This is a genomic window from Moorella thermoacetica (assembly GCF_001267405.1).
Taxonomy (GTDB): domain Bacteria; phylum Bacillota; class DSM-521; order Neomoorellales; family Neomoorellaceae; genus Neomoorella; species Neomoorella thermoacetica.
In genome coordinates, this window is record NZ_CP012369.1 from 1,812,821 (window position 1) to 1,828,754 (window position 15,934).

The window sequence follows — 15,934 nt, forward strand, 5'->3', positions numbered from 1 at the left end:
CCTCCCTCCCCGCCGGCGGCCGCCAGAAAATCCATGTCTATTTTATGAGACCCACTGCCCCGGCAGAACCGCCCCGCCAAAAACTTCGTAATTTAGGTCAGGTACGTCTATACTATAATAGAGAAGAGGGGGTTTTGCCTTTGCTCCACCATCGCCCGGGAATCCGTTTCTGCCAGCCCCTGGCACCCGACCGGCTCCTCCTGCGCTTAAAAATTGGCCGCCGGGAACAGCAAAGCTGCCAGGTAATCTATGAAGACCGGGGCCTTAAAACGGCCCCCATGCATGCCTATGCCCGAACACCCCGTTACCTTTATTACCAGGCTGAGATCAGCCTCTCCCGTCCCTGGCGCTGCCGTTATTTTTTCCGGCTGCGGGAAGGGGATGGGGATGACCGCTATATCTTTGCCGGTGGTACCGGCCAACAGGGCCGCCCCTTTACCTATCAGTGGACCCCGGCAGATATCTTTACCGTTCCCGACTGGATCTACGACGCCGTTTCCTATCAAATATTTCCCGATCGCTTTTACAACGGCAACCCGGCCAACGACCCGCCGGGAACCAGGCCCTGGAGCGAAGCCCCTACCAGGGAAAACTTCTTCGGCGGCGACCTGGAGGGTATCCAGGCGAAGATACCCTATCTAAAGTTTCTGGGGGTCAATGTCCTGTGGCTCAACCCCATTTTTGCCGCCTCCTCCAACCATCGCTATAACACCCGCGATTACCTGGCCGTGGACCCGGCCCTGGGAGATACCGATACCCTGCGCCGCCTGGTGGCATCCCTCCATGGCGCCGGCATACGCATCATCCTGGATGGTGTCTTCAACCATACGGGGACCGATTTCTTTGCTTTTAAAGACGTGGTCGCCCGGGGAGCCGGTTCCCCGTATAAGGACTGGTACTACTTCTATGACTTCCCGGTACGGAGTGAACCCCGGGCCAATTATGCCTGCTGGTGGGATATCCCCAGCCTGCCCAAGCTCAACGTCAGAAACCCCGAGGTTCGTAATTACCTTCTTCACGTGGCGACCTACTGGCTGTGGGATGCCGGTACCGACGGCTGGCGCCTTGACGTGCCCAATGAGATCGAGCCGCCCTTCTGGCGGGAGTTTTACCAGCAGGTTAAAGGGACCAATCCGGAAGCCTACATTGTCGGCGAGATCTGGCGCGACGCCCGTTTCTGGCTGAACGGCCGTTACTTTGACGGGGTGATGAATTACCTCTTCCGGGACCTGGTCCTTGCATACTTCGCCCGGAGGCTTTTTCCCATTTCCACCCTGGATATGCTCCTGGGCCTGGTGCGCCTGCGCTACCCTGAGGCGGCCAATTTCGCCCTGTTAAACCTCCTGGGCAGCCATGACACGGCGCGAATTATCACCGCCTTCCAGGAAGGGTTGGCCGGCGTTCCCGGACACTCCGGCAGCTACGCCGAGGCCGTAGCCCACCTGCGACCGGCCCTCATCCTGCAGCTCACCTATCCCGGTGCGCCCCTGATCTACTACGGCGACGAGGTAGGCCTCACCGGCGGCCCGGACCCCGACTGCCGCCGGACCATGCCCTGGGAACCCCGGGACTGGGACCGGGATCTCCTGAACTTTTACCGGTGCCTGATAAGGTTGCGGCACCAGTTGCGGCCTTTGCGACGGGGATTTTTCCAGCCCCTTTTTACCGACGACCAGGCCGAGGTCTACGCCTATGCCCGGCGCCTGGAGGGAGAGAAGGTAATTATAATTCTCAATGCCAGCGACCTCCCCCAGACGGTTACCCTGGCGGCAGCCGTCGCGGGACTGGCTGAGGATAGTACCTGGCGGGACGGCCTGAGCAACCGCCTCCTGGAGGTGAAGGGCGGCCAGATCAGCCTGCCCCTGGACGCCAATTCCGGGGCCGTTCTCTACCAGGAGTAAACAGGTATAACTGCCCGGCAAAACAAAAGGGACCACCTTTACAGGTGATCCCTCCTATTTGGTAGGAGCCGGGATTCCCCGGTTAGGCCCCGGTAGCGGGGGCGATGTCGACTATAGCTCCCTCATCGGCCCCCTGCTGGTAATTGACCTTCTCCCCTAACGCCTGGCTCACAAAACGCAGGGGTACGAAAGTTGCGTTGCTGATTAGCTGGGCCGGGACATCAAGTACCTGTTCCTGGCCGTTAACGGTGAAAACCCGGCTGTCCAGGGCAAGCTTTACTACCGTATCACCCCTGGTTATAGTAATGGTCCTGGTATCCTGGTCCCAATCCACCGCGGCCCCCAGGCCGTTACACAGGGCCCGTACCGGCACCAGGGTACGTCCCCCTTTGATAACTGGAGGAACCGCCCAGTCAACCTCCTGGCCGTGGAGGCGAACATGAACCCGCGCCTTGACCTGCAATTTCAGGTCCAGGCCGTTATTCCCCGTGGCGTTGTATACCTGCTGGCAGACGCTATTCCCATCCAGGCAACTACCATCCCGCAGGCGCTCCCAGTCCTGTTCCCGGTTGGCCTCTTGCTGGCGGTCGCCCCCGGCCGGTTGTTCCTGGTGCCCGGCCTTTTGACCATTGGCCCCGGCCCAATCAGGTGGTGCCGCCATGGCCGCGAGGCCACCGGCAAGGGTTAAAACCAGTACTAAAGCTACTAGCCTTGCTCTTTTAAGCATAATATTCCCCTTTCCTTTTTCTCCCGGCCAGGAGCTTTTACTATATAGATCGGCCGGTTAAAGATTTTTTCAGGGGTAGTTTCCGTAGCGGAGCCTTTGTGCTAAACTTATTCTCAAGTAAAGTTTCGCTGGCAGCCAGACGGCTATCAACGTTCCCAATTTTAATTAAATACTTTTCCCCGGGAGGGTTCGATCTTGCCCAAAAAAGCCGCTGCCATTATTGCTTTAGTCCTGCTCCTGTCATTGTCATTTACATATGTCCAAATATCTTCCCGCCTGAACCGGAGCCCGGCTGCTACCACTGCCGCTAGCAGCGATAACGTGAACCAGCCCGCCCCTGCCCAACTGGCTACCGCCACTCCCCATCAAAACGGGCAGGCCCAGCTGGCCGGGGTACAGTCCAATGAAGTTTACTACCAGAATAAGATCGTCGTCCTTATCTATCACCATATTGATGTTAAAGAAGAACCGGGGTTAGTTATCTCCCCGGAACGTTTCGCCAGCGAACTGGATATGCTCCTAGCCAGGGGTTACCACGTCATCAGCCTGGACCAGTTGCGCGACTTCTTAAATGGCGGTTCAGTACCCGATAATGCCGTCCTCATCACCTTTGACGACGGTTATGAGAGTGTCCACCAGTATGCCTTGCCGGAATTACAGAAAAGGCATATGCCTGCTGTAGCCTTTGCCATTGTGAAATACGTCGGGCAAAAGCGGGGCAACCTCCAGTACTATAGCTGGGACGGGGCCAGGGAGATGGCCGCCGCTGGCTTTACCACCCAGTCCCACACCTATAATCTCCATGACTTCGGCCCCCTGGCCAGCGGCAAAAACGGGCCTCTCCTCAACGGCCCCCTCAAGGGCCAGAGTTTGAGCGACTATAGAAATATGGTCTACCAGGACCTGAAGCGTTCCCGGGAAGAAATAGAAAGCCATCTCCAGCAGCCGGTCTATGCCCTGGCCCTGCCCTTCGGTGCCGGCGGCCAGACGGCCATCCAGGCCGCTGTTGATGCCGGTTTTAAAATCGTCTTTACCACCCATTATGGGGTCGTTACCCGTCAGAGTAACCCCCTGGCCCTGCCCCGGGTCAACGCCGGCGGCCCGGCTATTACGCCGGCTAAACTAGATGCCCTCATCCGGGCTACTGCCGGGGCAAGCACCTCTCCCAAGGGGCAACCCAAAAAGCCACCTACTCCCCAATCCAGAGTAGTGACCAGTAAAAAGGCGAACCGCATTTAGCCACCATAAACATTCTCGCCAGCTGCCAATTCTTTACTAGTAATCCTGTCATGCTATAAGAATTAGCTTTGTTTTTGAGGCTACTAGGATTTGTTCTGTGGTCCGCCTGCCCACTCCGGGAATGGTTTCCAGAAGGGCAGCTCTTCTTCTAACGGTATCTTACCGGCTCTCGTAGTTCCCATTGTTCCCGGCTGTGGCTTGTTCAATCACAAACACCCTGCGGGACTCTTTGGCACTCAAAAAGATTTCTCCTCTCATAGTGACATTTTCTCAGTCCGCTTACAGGGTGACAATATCACAGTCCGGTGACATAATAGCGGCGTACGTGTTGACATTGATGTATACATGCTATACAATAGTAAATATGAAAAATGATATAGAGAGGATTTGCGAACTGCTTTTGGAGATGATATGTGAGTTTTATGAAAACGACAGTAAGGCCCGTACTTTCGGTACTGACACGGAGCTTTACCATTCCGAAATACACATGCTCCAGTGCATCAAGGATAATCCGGATCTTCATATTTCTGCTATTGCACGCAAATTAGGTATCACAAGGGGTGCGGCGTCACAAACTGTGAAAAGACTTGAGCGCAAGCAAATGATTGTAAAAGAGGTAAAACAAACCAGAGGATCTAAAGTCGTCATGCGCCTCACTCCCAAAGGGGAAACAGCTTGTTTCAACCACAAGTGCGCCCACGAAAGGTACAACACAATCATATCCGAAATCTTAACCGACTCGGACAAAGATCAATTAAAGTTCCTGATAGACTTTCTCTTACAGTTTAAAAAGGCGTTAAAAGAAAGCTGATTTTTTTATACATAGAGTGTATAGTACCTATACAAATACTCATAGGGGGTTCTAAGATTGAACAGTAAACTCAAGGAAAAACAATTTATTATGACAAGATCGTTTATATTGTTGATGGCGGTTGTCTGTGGCGTTTCCGTCGCAAACCTTTATTACATACAACCGCTGGAGGGGCAGATTTCGACTACTTTTCATGTCTCACAGAGCGCGGCAGGTATTGCAGCCATGCTCACACAGGTGGGTTATGCGTTTGGCCTGTTGTTATTTGTTCCACTGGGAGACATGTGTGAACGCCGCTCCCTTATTCTGCATATGCTGCTTTTGGTTGCTATATCACTGCTCACAGCTGGTTTATCACCGTGCTATCCTGTGCTGCTAATTGCGATGTTTGCCGTTGGGATTACAACAATCGTGCCACAACTTATCGTTCCCTATGCAGCCCATCTTTCACGTCCGGAAGAGCAGGGGGAAATTATTGGCTATGTCATGAGCGGTCTGCTTATCGGAATTTTGCTGTCCCGGACATTCAGTGGCCTTGTGGGCGCGGCTTTGAATTGGCGAGCAGTTTACCTTTTTGCAGCCGGATTTATCATTATTTTATTGGTTCTAATCAGGTGTTTTTTTCCGGAAAGCCAGCCGTCTTCAAAGATTTCATATCAAGAGCTACTCAAATCAATACCTGGTCTCGTTAAGAGAGAACGCCCTCTGCGTGAAGCGGCCCTCAATGGTTTTTTCATGTTTGGTTCGTTCAGCGCGTTCTGGACTTCTCTGATTTTCCTTCTTGAAACACCGATCTATCGTATGAGTACAAGAGAAGCAGGTTTGTTCGGGTTAGCAGGAGTAGCCGGTGCGCTCGCAGCACCTCTGATTGGGAAAGCAGCTGACACAAAAAGCCCGCGTTTTACAGTAGGTATTGGCGTCATCCTATCGACTCTTGCCTATCTATGCTTTAGCCTGTTCGGGTATAATATTTGGGGCCTTATCATCGGCGTTATCGTGCTTGATCTTGGCAATCAGTGTGGACAAGTTTCCAATCAGGCAAGGGTCCAAGCACTTGGTGACTCAACACGGAGTCGCAATAACACCGTGTTCATGTTTTCATATTTTATCGGTGGAGCAGCAGGCTCTTTCCTTGGCACCTTTTGTTGGCAGCATTATGGATGGTACGGTGTTTGCATGGTAGGGCTTGCGTTCCAATTTGCTGCGTTAATTACTCATTTTTTGATTTACAGAAAGCAAAAATTTGATAATGCGCTGCTGAGTCGTTAGTGTAAAATTACAGTATGCAGGAGGAAAAAGGAGCAAAAAAAGAGAAAAGAGACCTCACAGGAAGAAAAACACCGTAAAAGGAGTGAGGTCTGTCTCTTTATGGTAAACGGTAGTACCAGTACCGCTACCATCTTTAGTTTATTAGATGGTAGCGAGAATTTCAACACTCTGGAAGAAGTTATCCTGCAAATAGCCAGGCGGTTATTGGTAGCCGTACTGGAGGCCTTAGATGATGCCATTATACCGGCAAAACCCAAGGGGTATAAGGATAGCTAGGTTCCGCTACCGCACAATCACTTGCCTGTACGGGGATATAACCTTTAAGCGCCGGCTATATCTCAAAGCAACGCGCCTTAACAATAATTAAGCAGTCCGGCACTCAATGGGCGTGGAGGTGGAAGTAGCCCTGGTGATGGTGCTCGTGGAAGGCTTCGTCAATAAGGTTGACCCTGAGGAGGAGTTCCCGGTCGGCTAGAACCTCCAGGGGCGAGCCCTCACCGGCCAGGCGGTGGTCCTCACCCAGGACGAAAACCCGGTCCGCTATCACCGGGACGATGGCCAGGTCGTGGGTGGCCGTGATAATGGTCTTCCCGGCCTGGTTTAATTTAACCAGCATTTCCACCAGCCAGCGCTGGCTGCGGGGGTCCAGCCCGGCCGTAGGCTCATCGAGGATAAGGACCTCGGGATTGCTGGCCAGGACGGCCCCGAGGGCCACCTTTTTCCTCTCCCCGCCGCTCAGCTTATGGGGGGGCCGGTCGGCCAGGTCTTCCAGTTCAAACAGCTCCAGGAGCGAATCCACCCGGGCGTTAACTTCGGCGGCTGAGAGTCCCAGTTGCAGGGGGCCGAAGGCCAGTTCCTCCCGGACGCTGGGGTTGAAGAGCTGGGCTTCAGAATTCTGGAAGACAAAACCCACCCGGCGACGAAAAGCCAGAAAGAAATCCTCGTCCTCCAGGTTCTCCTCGGTCAATTCTTTCCCGGCAAACCGCACCGTCCCCTGCTGGGGAAAGATAAGCCCGTCCAGGATCCGTTGCAGGGTAGATTTGCCCGAGCCGTTGGCCCCCAGGAGGACCACTTTTTCCCCGATGTCAATGGTCAGGCTGATACCATCTAAAACCGGCCGCCCCTCTTCGTAGGCATAGCTGACATCCTGCAGATCGTATAAAATCTTACCACCCAAGATAGTGATCCCCACCCAGCAAAATTATTCCCGCCAGGATAATCCCTGCTGCCCGCCGGTAATCCGGCAGGGTAAGGCGCCAATCTTCCTTCGTCCGCACCTCACCTTTAAAACCCCGGGCCAGCATGGCCTGGTAAACCTCTTCGCTTAGAAAGTAGGCCCTGGCCAGCAGGTTACCCATGGAACCGGCCAGGAAACGATAATTCATCCGCCTGTCCATCCGGCCCACCAGCCGGCTCTGGCGGGCCACAAACATCTCTTCCGTCAACTTGAGCAGGAGAAAGATATAGCGGTAGGTTAGAGTCAGGGTCAGGATGAAGATCCTGGGTACCCGCAAAACCCGTAGGGCTCGCAGCAGGACGGCCCAGCGAGTGGTCAGGGTAACCAGCAGGCCCAAGGAAACCGCCACCCCCACCCGCAAGATGAGCATACCGGCACCGGCTAACCCCTGGCGGGTAATGGCCAGCAGCGCCGGGACCTGCCAGGGACCCAGGCGGAGGGGCGCTGGGAGGCGAAAAAGGACCACCAGGGGATCACCCTGGTGGACCCAGTTAAATAGGGAAGGCAAAACCATAATGCCGGTAAACAGGGGTACAAAGAGCCACACCCGTTTCAGGAAAGGTCCCGCGGGCACCCGGGATTGGACGGCGAGGAGGATGACCCCCAGGTAGATGACGATTAAAGTCAGGGGATGGCGGGCCAGCCCGGCCACCACCATTAGCCATAGCAGAGACAGGAGTTTACAACGAGGGTCCAGGTCCTGCAACCAGCCCCTGCGACCGGCCAGTTCCTCCGAGAAAAGGACCTCCTGCCCCAGGTGGGCCAGGTCCCGGAGGGTTTTTTCCGCAAAACCCGGCCGTCTCTTTCTCCCCCCGGGACGCACAGGCGAATATTCCTCCGCCAGGAGCCAGGCCGGCAGGCTTTTATTTGCCATGATAATCGGCTCCTGTCTTCCCCGGCCGGGCCAGGAGCCGGTTAAAAGCCAGGAAGATAAGGAAGATTATGCCCAGCCCAACCATGGCGGTGATGATATAACCCAGGGCCTGGGCCCAAAAGCTCCCCTCCAGGCCCGGGACGGTATAATCCGGGAAAAGGGCATGAGTCCAGGTGGTAGCCAGGCGGGCCAGACCCGGGGGAACGAAACCGAGGATTTGTTGCAGGTCTTCCGGTGACCACTCGCCCCAGGCGGTACCGGCAGCCAGCAACCCCAGGGGGGATAACAGGACGAGGATAACCAACCCCCAGGCCAGTTTCTTAAGGCTGGCACCGTCACCCGTCGCTTGAGCTGCCACCACAGCTCCTGTCGCCGGGTAAACCCGCAGCAGACCGGAATTAACCCGCTGCAGGTAGCGAATAACCAGGCCGGTGACTATTCCTTCGGCCGGCCCGGCTATCAGGACGTGGGCCAGGGCCATGGCCGGGACGGCTAAGGCCAGGGGGTAGGGGCTGTAGAGGGGAACACCGCTGGCCGTATGGAAGAGGAGGGGTTGCAGGCCGAATTCCACCGCTGCGGCCAGGGCGGCCAGGTTAAGGCCGACAAACCCGGCGATGGCGGCCGCCACGGCCCGCCAGCCGGAGTGCAGGCTTGTCCGGCCGGATAAGAGGCGATAGATGTAGTAACTGGCGAAGGGAAGGATAAAGGCCATATTAAAGGCATTGGCGCCGAAGGCCAGGATGCCGCCGTCGCCGAAGAAAAGGGCCTGGATGGCCAGGGCGATAGAGATGCCGATAGCCGCCGCCCACGGGCCCAGGAGGATGGCTAATAGGGCGCCGCCGGTGGCGTGGGCCGTCGTCCCGTCGGGGATGGGGATATTATACATCATGATAGTGAAGGAAAAAGCGGCGCCGATGGCCAGGAGGGGAGCCTGCCTGGCCTTCAGGGTGGCTTTGACCTTGCGGGCGGCCGTGCCCCACACAGGCACCATGGCCGCACCCAGTACCGCACAGGTCTGGGGACTTAAGTAACCGTCGGGAATATGCACTATCTCCTACCTCCTTGAGGTCCCCCATGGCCAATGGAAAAGGCCATGAGGCTACTAACCCGCTTCCTAGCGGGCCAGAAGGCCTTCATGGCCTACCTGTTCCAAAAATAACTCTTACCTAAGGTAATTATACCTGTTCCGGCGCCGTGGCACAAGTAAAAATTCGCACGCTTCGTCGCGGCCGAACCCGGCCCCCGGGGCGTGCAACTTTGGCCGCGCCTTTTCCCGGGCCTGTTCCCCACTAAACTTCCGGGAGCCTGCCCCTCCTCGGCCCAACATCCATTTCCTTGGTCGATGGAACTGGCCGCCATGAAGGAGTTCCCCGGATTCTAGAACGAAACCACCGCGGCCTTTAATTTTGTTCCCGGACATAAATCTGATTCTCAGCCATGTTGGCCGTAGTCGTCAGGTACAGCCACTCTCCTTCCTGGCGCCAGGACAGATTGCGACCGAGAACCCGGTAACGCCTGGCGCCGACATAAAGGGCCACGGTAATATCCTCCAGGCCGGCCCGGTTGGCCAGCCTCACCTGCCATCCGGCCGGCCCGTGGCTAAAGGTGGCTTCAGTCTGCTCATAGCGGTTTAAAAAGGTTGCGAAACGGCTCATAGGCCATACGAGCAGGCGGCCTTCATCCTGGTCGCGGGCGGCCCGCCCCGCCAGGTGGGACAAAGCCTCCAGGGCATACTCCTTCCTGTTGGCGTGGGTATAGATGAGGCGAATAACGCGTTCTTCCTCGATGAAGTCCAGGAGGTTATCCAGCCAACCCTCGACTTCCGCCAGGGGCACCCCGGCGGCTATGAGTTCTTCCAGGGCCGCGTATTGCCCGTAAGGGGTAATGGGAAAGGACCACAGGCTGCCGCTGACCTGGCGACCCTGGAAGATACTGCGGGTAGGCGCCGAACCGGTATCCCCGGGGCTATAATAGGCCAGGATGCCGTGCTGCTGCAGCCATTCGTTGACAAAAGGGGGATGGTTGCCCACCGGGGCGCTGTATTCCCGTACCGGCTTCCCGGTGATGGCCGCCAGGGTGTCGCAGTTTAAAGCCAGGTACCGCCATACCTCCTGGCGCGGGAATTTCTCCAGATTGGCGGCAAAGTAATTATGGATCCAGCCGCCGTGGGAGCCGATAGCCCCGTATTTCTGGAGTACCTCGACCCATGGTCTCCCTTTTACGGGTGAAGGAGCGTCAAAGCCCAGGCCGTCCCCCGGGCGGTAGGTGTCGGGACCGGCGGTAATATGGATGGAGTATTGCAAGTCCGGCCGGAAGATGCCCCGCTGGATCATGGCCCGCAGGGGCAGGATATGGGCGTTGCTATCCAGGTGAAAATTGAGAACCAGGCCGCCCTTACCCCCGGGCGTGTTGACCAGGCGCGGCAGGCGGGCGTACTTAATCAGAAAGGTTCTAAGGACGGAACGCATGGCCAGGTCGTCGGACATCTGCTTGTAGAAGGCCAGGGGCAGGTTGACATAAACTACAGCTCCCCCGGAGGGGTAGAGTTTATCGGTGATCACCGGGTTCCAGCCACCCCTGGTGTCAAAGGCTATGGCCCGGGCGTCCAGGAGTCTGGCCCGGACGTGCCGGTAGTTTAGCCGTCCATAACCGTAACTGCTAACGGCATTACCCCGGGAAAGCTTCCCCGGCGTAATTCCCCAGGCTAAGGCTTCCCGGAGCGAAGAAAACTGCCAGTAACCGCTGTAGCTCTCCCCACCCGGGTCCGGCAGGCCGTAGTTTACCCCGGCCAGGCGGGCCAGGACCGTTTCGGCCAGCCTGCCGCCACCGGCGGCCCTGATACCGGGGTCGTAGACCAGTAAAACATTACCACCGGCCAGGACGTAGTCACTTAACAGGCGGGGGACCTCCGGCGGCAGAGCTTGGTTTAAACCCTCCGGCAGGATCAGGGCGGGGTAACGAGCTACCAGTTCCCCCGGAGACAGGTTTAAATCGTCTGGATTGATCCGTGCTACCGGGAAGCCCTCCTCCTTTAAGACTGCCTGGTAAGCCGCCAGGATATCCGAAGAGTTTTCATCATCTGCTGCCAGTAGGCCTACCCGAACCTGGTGGTAGACCCGGACCGGTTGTAACCAGCCAGGGCCATAAGCCACAAGTAAAAGTATACCCCCGGTAAAAATAGTAATAAGAAAGCCGATTTTAAGGCTTTTAGTCCTCGCCATTAGAGTTTCACTCCACAGTAGGACCTTGCCCGGCGGCAGTCGGGTAGCCGGGCAAAGGCTTGTTGGAATGGCAATCGGTTTGACGGCAATCGCCCGGGAACGGCAAATTCGGGAAAGTTTTTGCCTTCAGCAGGAAAAACGGCCCTTTAAGGCGAATCTTTCCAGCAAAATAGAATTTATGCCGAAACATCCCGGGTGACCGTCCCACCCGTGGAGAACGGATATGCCAGGAAGGAGAAGCTATTATGGCCCAGGATTGTATTACTATAAAGGGAACCCGTGGAGGCCTGCTTATTTTGCTTGATGCCAGCAGGGATTTTAATGAAATCAAGGCCAACCTGGCCGCGAAATTTGCCGCTGCCAGGGGCTTCTTCCGGGGGGCAGCCTTTGCCCTCGTGCCGACTTCCCCTTTAAATAGTCAGGAAACGGCGGAATTAGAAGCTATCTGTCGGGAACATGGCCTTGTCCCGGGAAATAATATTACCCTACCCTCCCGCCGTCGCCCGGGCGGGAATCAGGCTGCGCATCCGGATCCGGTGGCGTTGACTAGCACCGGACTGCCGACTCTGCTGGATGAGGGCAACCTGCGTAACGGTCAGGAAATAAACTACCCAGGCCACGTCATGTGGCTGGGTGATGTCCACCAGGGGGCGACCATCAGGGCCGGGGGTAATATCCTGATCATGGGTACCCTGAAGGGCAACGCCCATGCCGGGAGCCAGGGAGACAGAAGCGCAGCAATTGTGGCCTATCGCATGGAACCGGAACAACTCGGTATTGCCGGGATCATCGCCCGCTCCCCGGAACAAAAAACCAGGCATCCCTATCCGGAGATAGCCCGCCTGGTTGGTACAAGAATCGTCATTGACCCCTATCTGAGCCCGAAAAGTAGCCGCAATTAGGGCTATTTCTCTTCCAGATCCTCCGGCTGCATGGTATAAGATTGGACCATCACTGGAGTGAAGTTATTAAAGGGGGCCACGGGATACAACTGGCCCGTGCTCATGAGCAGGCTCTCCATATTCTCTACCAGGGTTCCTAGCATATTGTAAGGTGTCACGAAAACAAGTTCATCCTTCTGGGTACCCCCGAAGGTGCGGTCGCCGCCACAGGGGAAGCCGATGATGGGCTTTTGTTCTTTTACGGCAAAACCGATGGAGGAACAGAGGGCGGCCTCGGCCACCGTATCGGCTTTGACGGGTTCCCCGGTCTCGTGAAGGCAGCAGTGGATCAGGCGCATCATCTGGGCCGGGTTGGCGTAGATGACCACTGCGTCGGGGTCTTCTGTTTTATAGCTCTCAAGGGGGGCGATGTAAATGGCGTCGTAGACCTTACCATTGTCCCCCAGTTTGTAGGTGTTGGCCATGAAACGCCTGCCGGCTTCGACGTCGGCCACATAACGCCCCAGGGCGGCTTTACCGCTGGTGAAGCGCTCCGGGGTCTTGATTAGCCCGGTATAGGCGGCGCCGATGGCGCAGACCATGAGGTCCGGGGTGCCGGAACTGGCTTTACCCTGGTAACGGGCGGCCGATACCAGCTGGCAGATGTTGACCTTCCAGTTATAAGGCCGGCGGGGCAGGTCTTTCCTGTCCCGGTAGAGCTTGATCCCCACGATGCCCGTATCCAGGTGGAGAACTTCCGTCAACCTTTTGACCATGAGGGACTTGTCTAAATCAGCCATTGTTTCTCCTCCTCCAAGTTTTTTGCCTCACAACACCCGCGTCTGACCGCGGTAGACCAGGCCGCGGACAACGTCTATGGTTACGACCAGATCATCGGTTAGCTTTTCAGTGGCCCCCTTTGCCCCGACGACTACCGGTATACCCAGGCTCAGGCCGGTTACCGCGGCATGGGAACTCAGCCCCCCGGTTTCCGTAATTACTGCTGCCGCCCTTTCCATAGCTGGCAGGAATTCAGGGCCGGTCTCAGTGGTCACCAGAATGTCGCCTTTTTTGACCCTTGCCACGGCGTCAGCAGCAGTCTTTACCAGCCGGACCGGGCCACTGGTTACTTCTTTGCCGATCCCCCGTCCCCGCACCAGGACCTCGCCGACGATGTGGACCTTGAGGAGGTTGGTGGTACCCGGAACACCGGCAGGCACGCCGGCAGTAATAACCACCAGGTCGCCCTGTTTCACCCGGCCGGAGAGTATGGCCACCGCCACCGCGGCATTAACCATTTCGTCGGTGCCGCTTGTCGGCTCCACCAGGAGGGGTTCAACCCCCCAGACCAGGCAGAGCTGGTTCAAAACCTTCTCGTTGGGGCTGGTGGCCAGGATAGGCGCCCGGGGACGGTATTTGGCCACCCGGCGGGCGGTGGAACCGGAAGCCGTGGGGGTGATAATGGCGGCGGCGTCGAGTTCATAGGCAATGGTGCAGCTCGCGTGGCTGATGGCATCGGTGGCCGTCCGCTCGGCAGCCAGACCCTTTTTCGTCAACAGGTCACCATAGGGCAAACCCCTCTCGGCCCGGCGGGCGATGCGGGCCATGGTCGCCACAGCCTCTACCGGATAACGGCCCGTAGCCGTTTCCCCGGAGAGCATAATGGCATCCGTTCCGTCAAAGATGGCATTGGCCACATCGCTGGCTTCGGCCCGGGTCGGCCGCGGGTTATGAATCATAGACTCCAGCATCTGGGTGGCCGTGATAACCGGCTTGCCGGCCAGGTTACACGCCTCGATAATCTTTTTCTGCACCAGGGGGACCTCTTCCACGGGGATCTCTACCCCCAGGTCACCCCGGGCCACCATGACCCCGTCGGCCACCTCAAGGATCTCGTGGATGTTATTGACCCCGGCATGGTTTTCTATCTTGGCGATAATGGCTACCCTGGCGTTGCGCTTCTCAAGCTCCCGGCGTACTGCCAGGACATCCCCGGCCGTCCGGACAAAGGAGAGGGCGATAAAATCTATCCCCTGCTGGAGGCCGAACTCAAGGTCTTTAATATCCTGCTCGGTAAAAGGAGGCAGGCTGATCTCGGCCCCGGGGACGTTGACGCCCTTATGGCTGGAAATAACATCGCCGTGACGGACGCGGCAGTGAATCTCGGTGGCGGTGGTCGCCAGGACCTCCAGCTCCACCAGGCCGTCGTCCAGGAGAATGATCTGGCCCGGCCGGACGTCCCCCGGCAGACCGGCAAAGCTCACCGGCAAACGCCTGGCGTCACCAATAATAGGTTCTGTGGTCAGGGTCACCTGGTCGCCGTCCTTCAGGGTGACCTCGCCCTGGATCTCTCCCAGGCGAATTTCGGGCCCCTTATTATCCAGCATTAACGCTACCCTGGCGCCCAGTTCAGCTGCCGCCTGGCGCACGGCAGCCATCCGCGCCCCGTGCTCGGCGTGGCTGCCATGGGAAAAATTGAACCGGGCTACGTTCATCCCCGCCCGGATCATAGCCTTGATTACCTCGACCCGCTCGCTGGCCGGGCCCATGGTACAGACAATCTTCGTGTGCCGCATATTTGCCCCCTCGCTGGCCTATTTATAGTGCCAGTACTTCGGCTAAACGGTACAGTTCAGGATCGATACTCTTCTTTTCCCGGAGAACCGTCTCCAGGTCCCGGTCCACCAGCTCGTTGGCGGCGATGCCCACCATGCGGCTGCTGGCGCCGTCGGCCAGGAGGTCCACCGCCCGGGCGCCCAGCCGGCTGGCCAGCATACAATCAAAAGCCGTAGGCGCTCCACCCCGCTGAATATGGCCCAGGATGGTCACGCGGCTCTCCAGCCTGGTTCGCCGGGCTATTTCTTCGCTTACCTCCAGGGCACTGCCCACCCCTTCGGCTACGACGATAATACTATGGAGTTTACCCCGGTGGCGGCCCTGTTCTAATTTCTCCACCACCCGGTCGTAGTTAACGGGGTACTCGGGGATGAGAATAGATTCGGCGCCCCCGGCTATCCCCGCCGCCAGGGCAATCTGGCCTGAGCGACGCCCCATAACTTCGATGATAAAAATGCGTTCATGGGAAGTCGCCGTATCCCGGATCCGGCTGATGGCCTCTACGGCCGTATTAACGGCCGTATCAAAGCCGATGGTGTAATCGGTGCCGGCTATGTCGTTATCAATGGTCCCGGGGATGCCGATTACCGGCAGGCCCTTTTTGGCCAGGTGAACAGCGCCGTGGAAGGACCCGTCTCCACCGATGACTACGAGACCTTCAATGCCTTCCCGGTGCAGGTTATCCAGGGCCGTGGCCCGGCCGGCTTCGGTGCGGAACTCCTCCGACCGGGCCGTCAGCAAGATGGTCCCGCCCCGGTGGATAATCCCGGCTACCGAACCGGTATTCAGGCGGCGAAAATCGCCCTGGATCAACCCGGCGTACCCCCGGGAAATGCCGATCACGTCTATCTTCAGGGCGGCAGCCTGGCGGACTACCGCCCTGATAGCTGCATTCATTCCCGGGGCATCACCACCGCTGGTCAAAACACCGATAGTGCGCAATTATTTCCCTCCTCTAGCGTGTCAGGGCCGCACTGATTATTTCATTGGCTTCCTCAGCCTCGGATTCGGGCACCAGGACCTCATACCCAACCAGGTCCTCTGCCTGGGAAGAGCCAATGGGTCTTAAGTTTACCATGACTCCCTCCTGGGTCAGGGTCTCCTTCAGGCGTAAGGCCAGTTTACGGTTGGCAGCAATGTAAATCACGGTCCACATGC

General features: G+C 57.3%; 14 protein-coding genes and 1 pseudogene. 6 read left to right on the forward strand and 9 right to left on the reverse strand.

The genetic code is table 11. The annotated features are described in order from the left end of the window. Window positions 1-140: 140 nt before the first annotated feature. Window positions 141-1,901, forward strand: coding sequence for a glycoside hydrolase family 13 protein (locus MOTHE_RS09120; protein WP_011393356.1), 1,761 nt, complete (start codon window positions 141-143; stop codon window positions 1,899-1,901). An 82-nt stretch (window positions 1,902-1,983) separates the two neighbouring features. Here the strand turns inward: MOTHE_RS09120 and MOTHE_RS09125 are convergent, their stop codons facing one another. Further along, window positions 1,984-2,628, reverse strand: coding sequence for a copper amine oxidase N-terminal domain-containing protein (locus MOTHE_RS09125; RefSeq protein WP_011393357.1), 645 nt, complete (start codon window positions 2,626-2,628; stop codon window positions 1,984-1,986). Window positions 2,629-2,823: 195 nt separating this feature from the next. On the opposite strand from MOTHE_RS09125, the gene MOTHE_RS09130 reads away from it, so the two are divergent. From MOTHE_RS09130 to MOTHE_RS13175, 4 genes and pseudogenes are all read left to right on the forward strand, one after another. Next, a complete protein-coding gene (locus MOTHE_RS09130) occupies window positions 2,824-3,867 on the forward strand; it encodes a polysaccharide deacetylase family protein (RefSeq protein WP_053094944.1) in 1,044 nt (347 codons plus the stop codon). Between the two features lie 325 nt (window positions 3,868-4,192). Next, the gene (locus tag MOTHE_RS09135; RefSeq protein WP_236683223.1) at window positions 4,193-4,678 is read left to right on the forward strand and encodes a MarR family winged helix-turn-helix transcriptional regulator; all 486 of its coding nucleotides are present in this window, start codon (window positions 4,193-4,195) and stop codon (window positions 4,676-4,678) included. A gap of 90 nt (window positions 4,679-4,768) precedes the next feature. Beyond that, complete coding sequence (locus MOTHE_RS09140; protein WP_053095254.1) at window positions 4,769-5,947, forward strand: MFS transporter; 1,179 nt, start codon at window positions 4,769-4,771, stop codon at window positions 5,945-5,947. Window positions 5,948-6,046: 99 nt separating this feature from the next. Beyond that, a pseudogene (locus MOTHE_RS13175) lies at window positions 6,047-6,299 on the forward strand (UPF0236 family transposase-like protein); the annotation flags it as partial. A 27-nt stretch (window positions 6,300-6,326) separates the two neighbouring features. Here MOTHE_RS13175 and MOTHE_RS09145 read toward each other — a convergent pair. From MOTHE_RS09145 to MOTHE_RS09160, 4 genes are all read right to left on the reverse strand, one after another. Next, complete coding sequence (locus tag MOTHE_RS09145; protein WP_011393361.1) at window positions 6,327-7,124, reverse strand: energy-coupling factor ABC transporter ATP-binding protein; 798 nt, start codon at window positions 7,122-7,124, stop codon at window positions 6,327-6,329. Then, complete coding sequence (gene cbiQ, locus MOTHE_RS09150) at window positions 7,114-8,058, reverse strand: cobalt ECF transporter T component CbiQ (RefSeq protein ID WP_053094945.1); 945 nt, start codon at window positions 8,056-8,058, stop codon at window positions 7,114-7,116. The genes MOTHE_RS09145 and cbiQ overlap by 11 nt, the downstream gene beginning before the upstream one ends. Then, on the reverse strand, window positions 8,048-9,106 hold the full coding sequence (gene cbiM / locus MOTHE_RS09155) for a cobalt transporter CbiM (protein ID WP_011393363.1): 1,059 nt from the start codon (window positions 9,104-9,106) through the stop codon (window positions 8,048-8,050). The genes cbiQ and cbiM overlap by 11 nt, the downstream gene beginning before the upstream one ends. A gap of 352 nt (window positions 9,107-9,458) precedes the next feature. Continuing rightward, the gene (locus MOTHE_RS09160) at window positions 9,459-11,279 is read right to left on the reverse strand and encodes a hypothetical protein (protein WP_011393364.1); all 1,821 of its coding nucleotides are present in this window, start codon (window positions 11,277-11,279) and stop codon (window positions 9,459-9,461) included. Between the two features lie 245 nt (window positions 11,280-11,524). Here MOTHE_RS09160 and minC point away from each other — a divergent pair, with 245 nt between their 5' ends. Beyond that, window positions 11,525-12,181, forward strand: a complete 657-nt coding sequence (gene minC / locus MOTHE_RS09165; RefSeq protein WP_011393365.1) for a septum site-determining protein MinC — start codon at window positions 11,525-11,527, stop codon at window positions 12,179-12,181. Window positions 12,182-12,183: 2 nt separating this feature from the next. Here the strand turns inward: minC and MOTHE_RS09170 are convergent, their stop codons facing one another. The 4 genes from MOTHE_RS09170 to MOTHE_RS09185 are packed head-to-tail and all read right to left on the reverse strand — an operon-like array spanning window position 12,184 to window position 15,932. Beyond that, window positions 12,184-12,960 carry a DUF169 domain-containing protein gene (locus MOTHE_RS09170; RefSeq protein ID WP_053094946.1) on the reverse strand — a complete coding sequence of 259 codons (777 nt, stop codon included), beginning with the start codon at window positions 12,958-12,960 and terminating at the stop codon, window positions 12,184-12,186. A gap of 27 nt (window positions 12,961-12,987) precedes the next feature. Further along, on the reverse strand, window positions 12,988-14,736 hold the full coding sequence (pyk, locus tag MOTHE_RS09175) for a pyruvate kinase (protein ID WP_053094947.1): 1,749 nt from the start codon (window positions 14,734-14,736) through the stop codon (window positions 12,988-12,990). Window positions 14,737-14,758: 22 nt separating this feature from the next. Next, window positions 14,759-15,718, reverse strand: coding sequence for a 6-phosphofructokinase (gene pfkA, locus MOTHE_RS09180; protein WP_011393368.1), 960 nt, complete (start codon window positions 15,716-15,718; stop codon window positions 14,759-14,761). A 13-nt stretch (window positions 15,719-15,731) separates the two neighbouring features. After that, window positions 15,732-15,932 carry a glutamate decarboxylase gene (locus MOTHE_RS09185; RefSeq protein WP_053094948.1) on the reverse strand — a complete coding sequence of 67 codons (201 nt, stop codon included), beginning with the start codon at window positions 15,930-15,932 and terminating at the stop codon, window positions 15,732-15,734. Window positions 15,933-15,934: the final 2 nt, after the last annotated feature.

Coding starts and splice junctions, on each gene's coding strand:
- MOTHE_RS09170 (WP_053094946.1), bottom strand. CDS start 12,960: ATGGCTGATTTAGACAAGTCCCTCATGGTCAAAAGGTTGACGGAAGTT.
- cbiQ (WP_053094945.1), bottom strand. CDS start 8,058: ATGGCAAATAAAAGCCTGCCGGCCTGGCTCCTGGCGGAGGAATATTCG.
- pyk (WP_053094947.1), bottom strand. CDS start 14,736: ATGCGGCACACGAAGATTGTCTGTACCATGGGCCCGGCCAGCGAGCGG.
- MOTHE_RS09185 (WP_053094948.1), bottom strand. CDS start 15,932: ATGTGGACCGTGATTTACATTGCTGCCAACCGTAAACTGGCCTTACGC.
- MOTHE_RS09160 (WP_011393364.1), bottom strand. CDS start 11,279: ATGGCGAGGACTAAAAGCCTTAAAATCGGCTTTCTTATTACTATTTTT.
- minC (WP_011393365.1), top strand. CDS start 11,525: ATGGCCCAGGATTGTATTACTATAAAGGGAACCCGTGGAGGCCTGCTT.
- MOTHE_RS09125 (WP_011393357.1), bottom strand. CDS start 2,628: ATGCTTAAAAGAGCAAGGCTAGTAGCTTTAGTACTGGTTTTAACCCTT.
- MOTHE_RS09140 (WP_053095254.1), top strand. CDS start 4,769: ATGACAAGATCGTTTATATTGTTGATGGCGGTTGTCTGTGGCGTTTCC.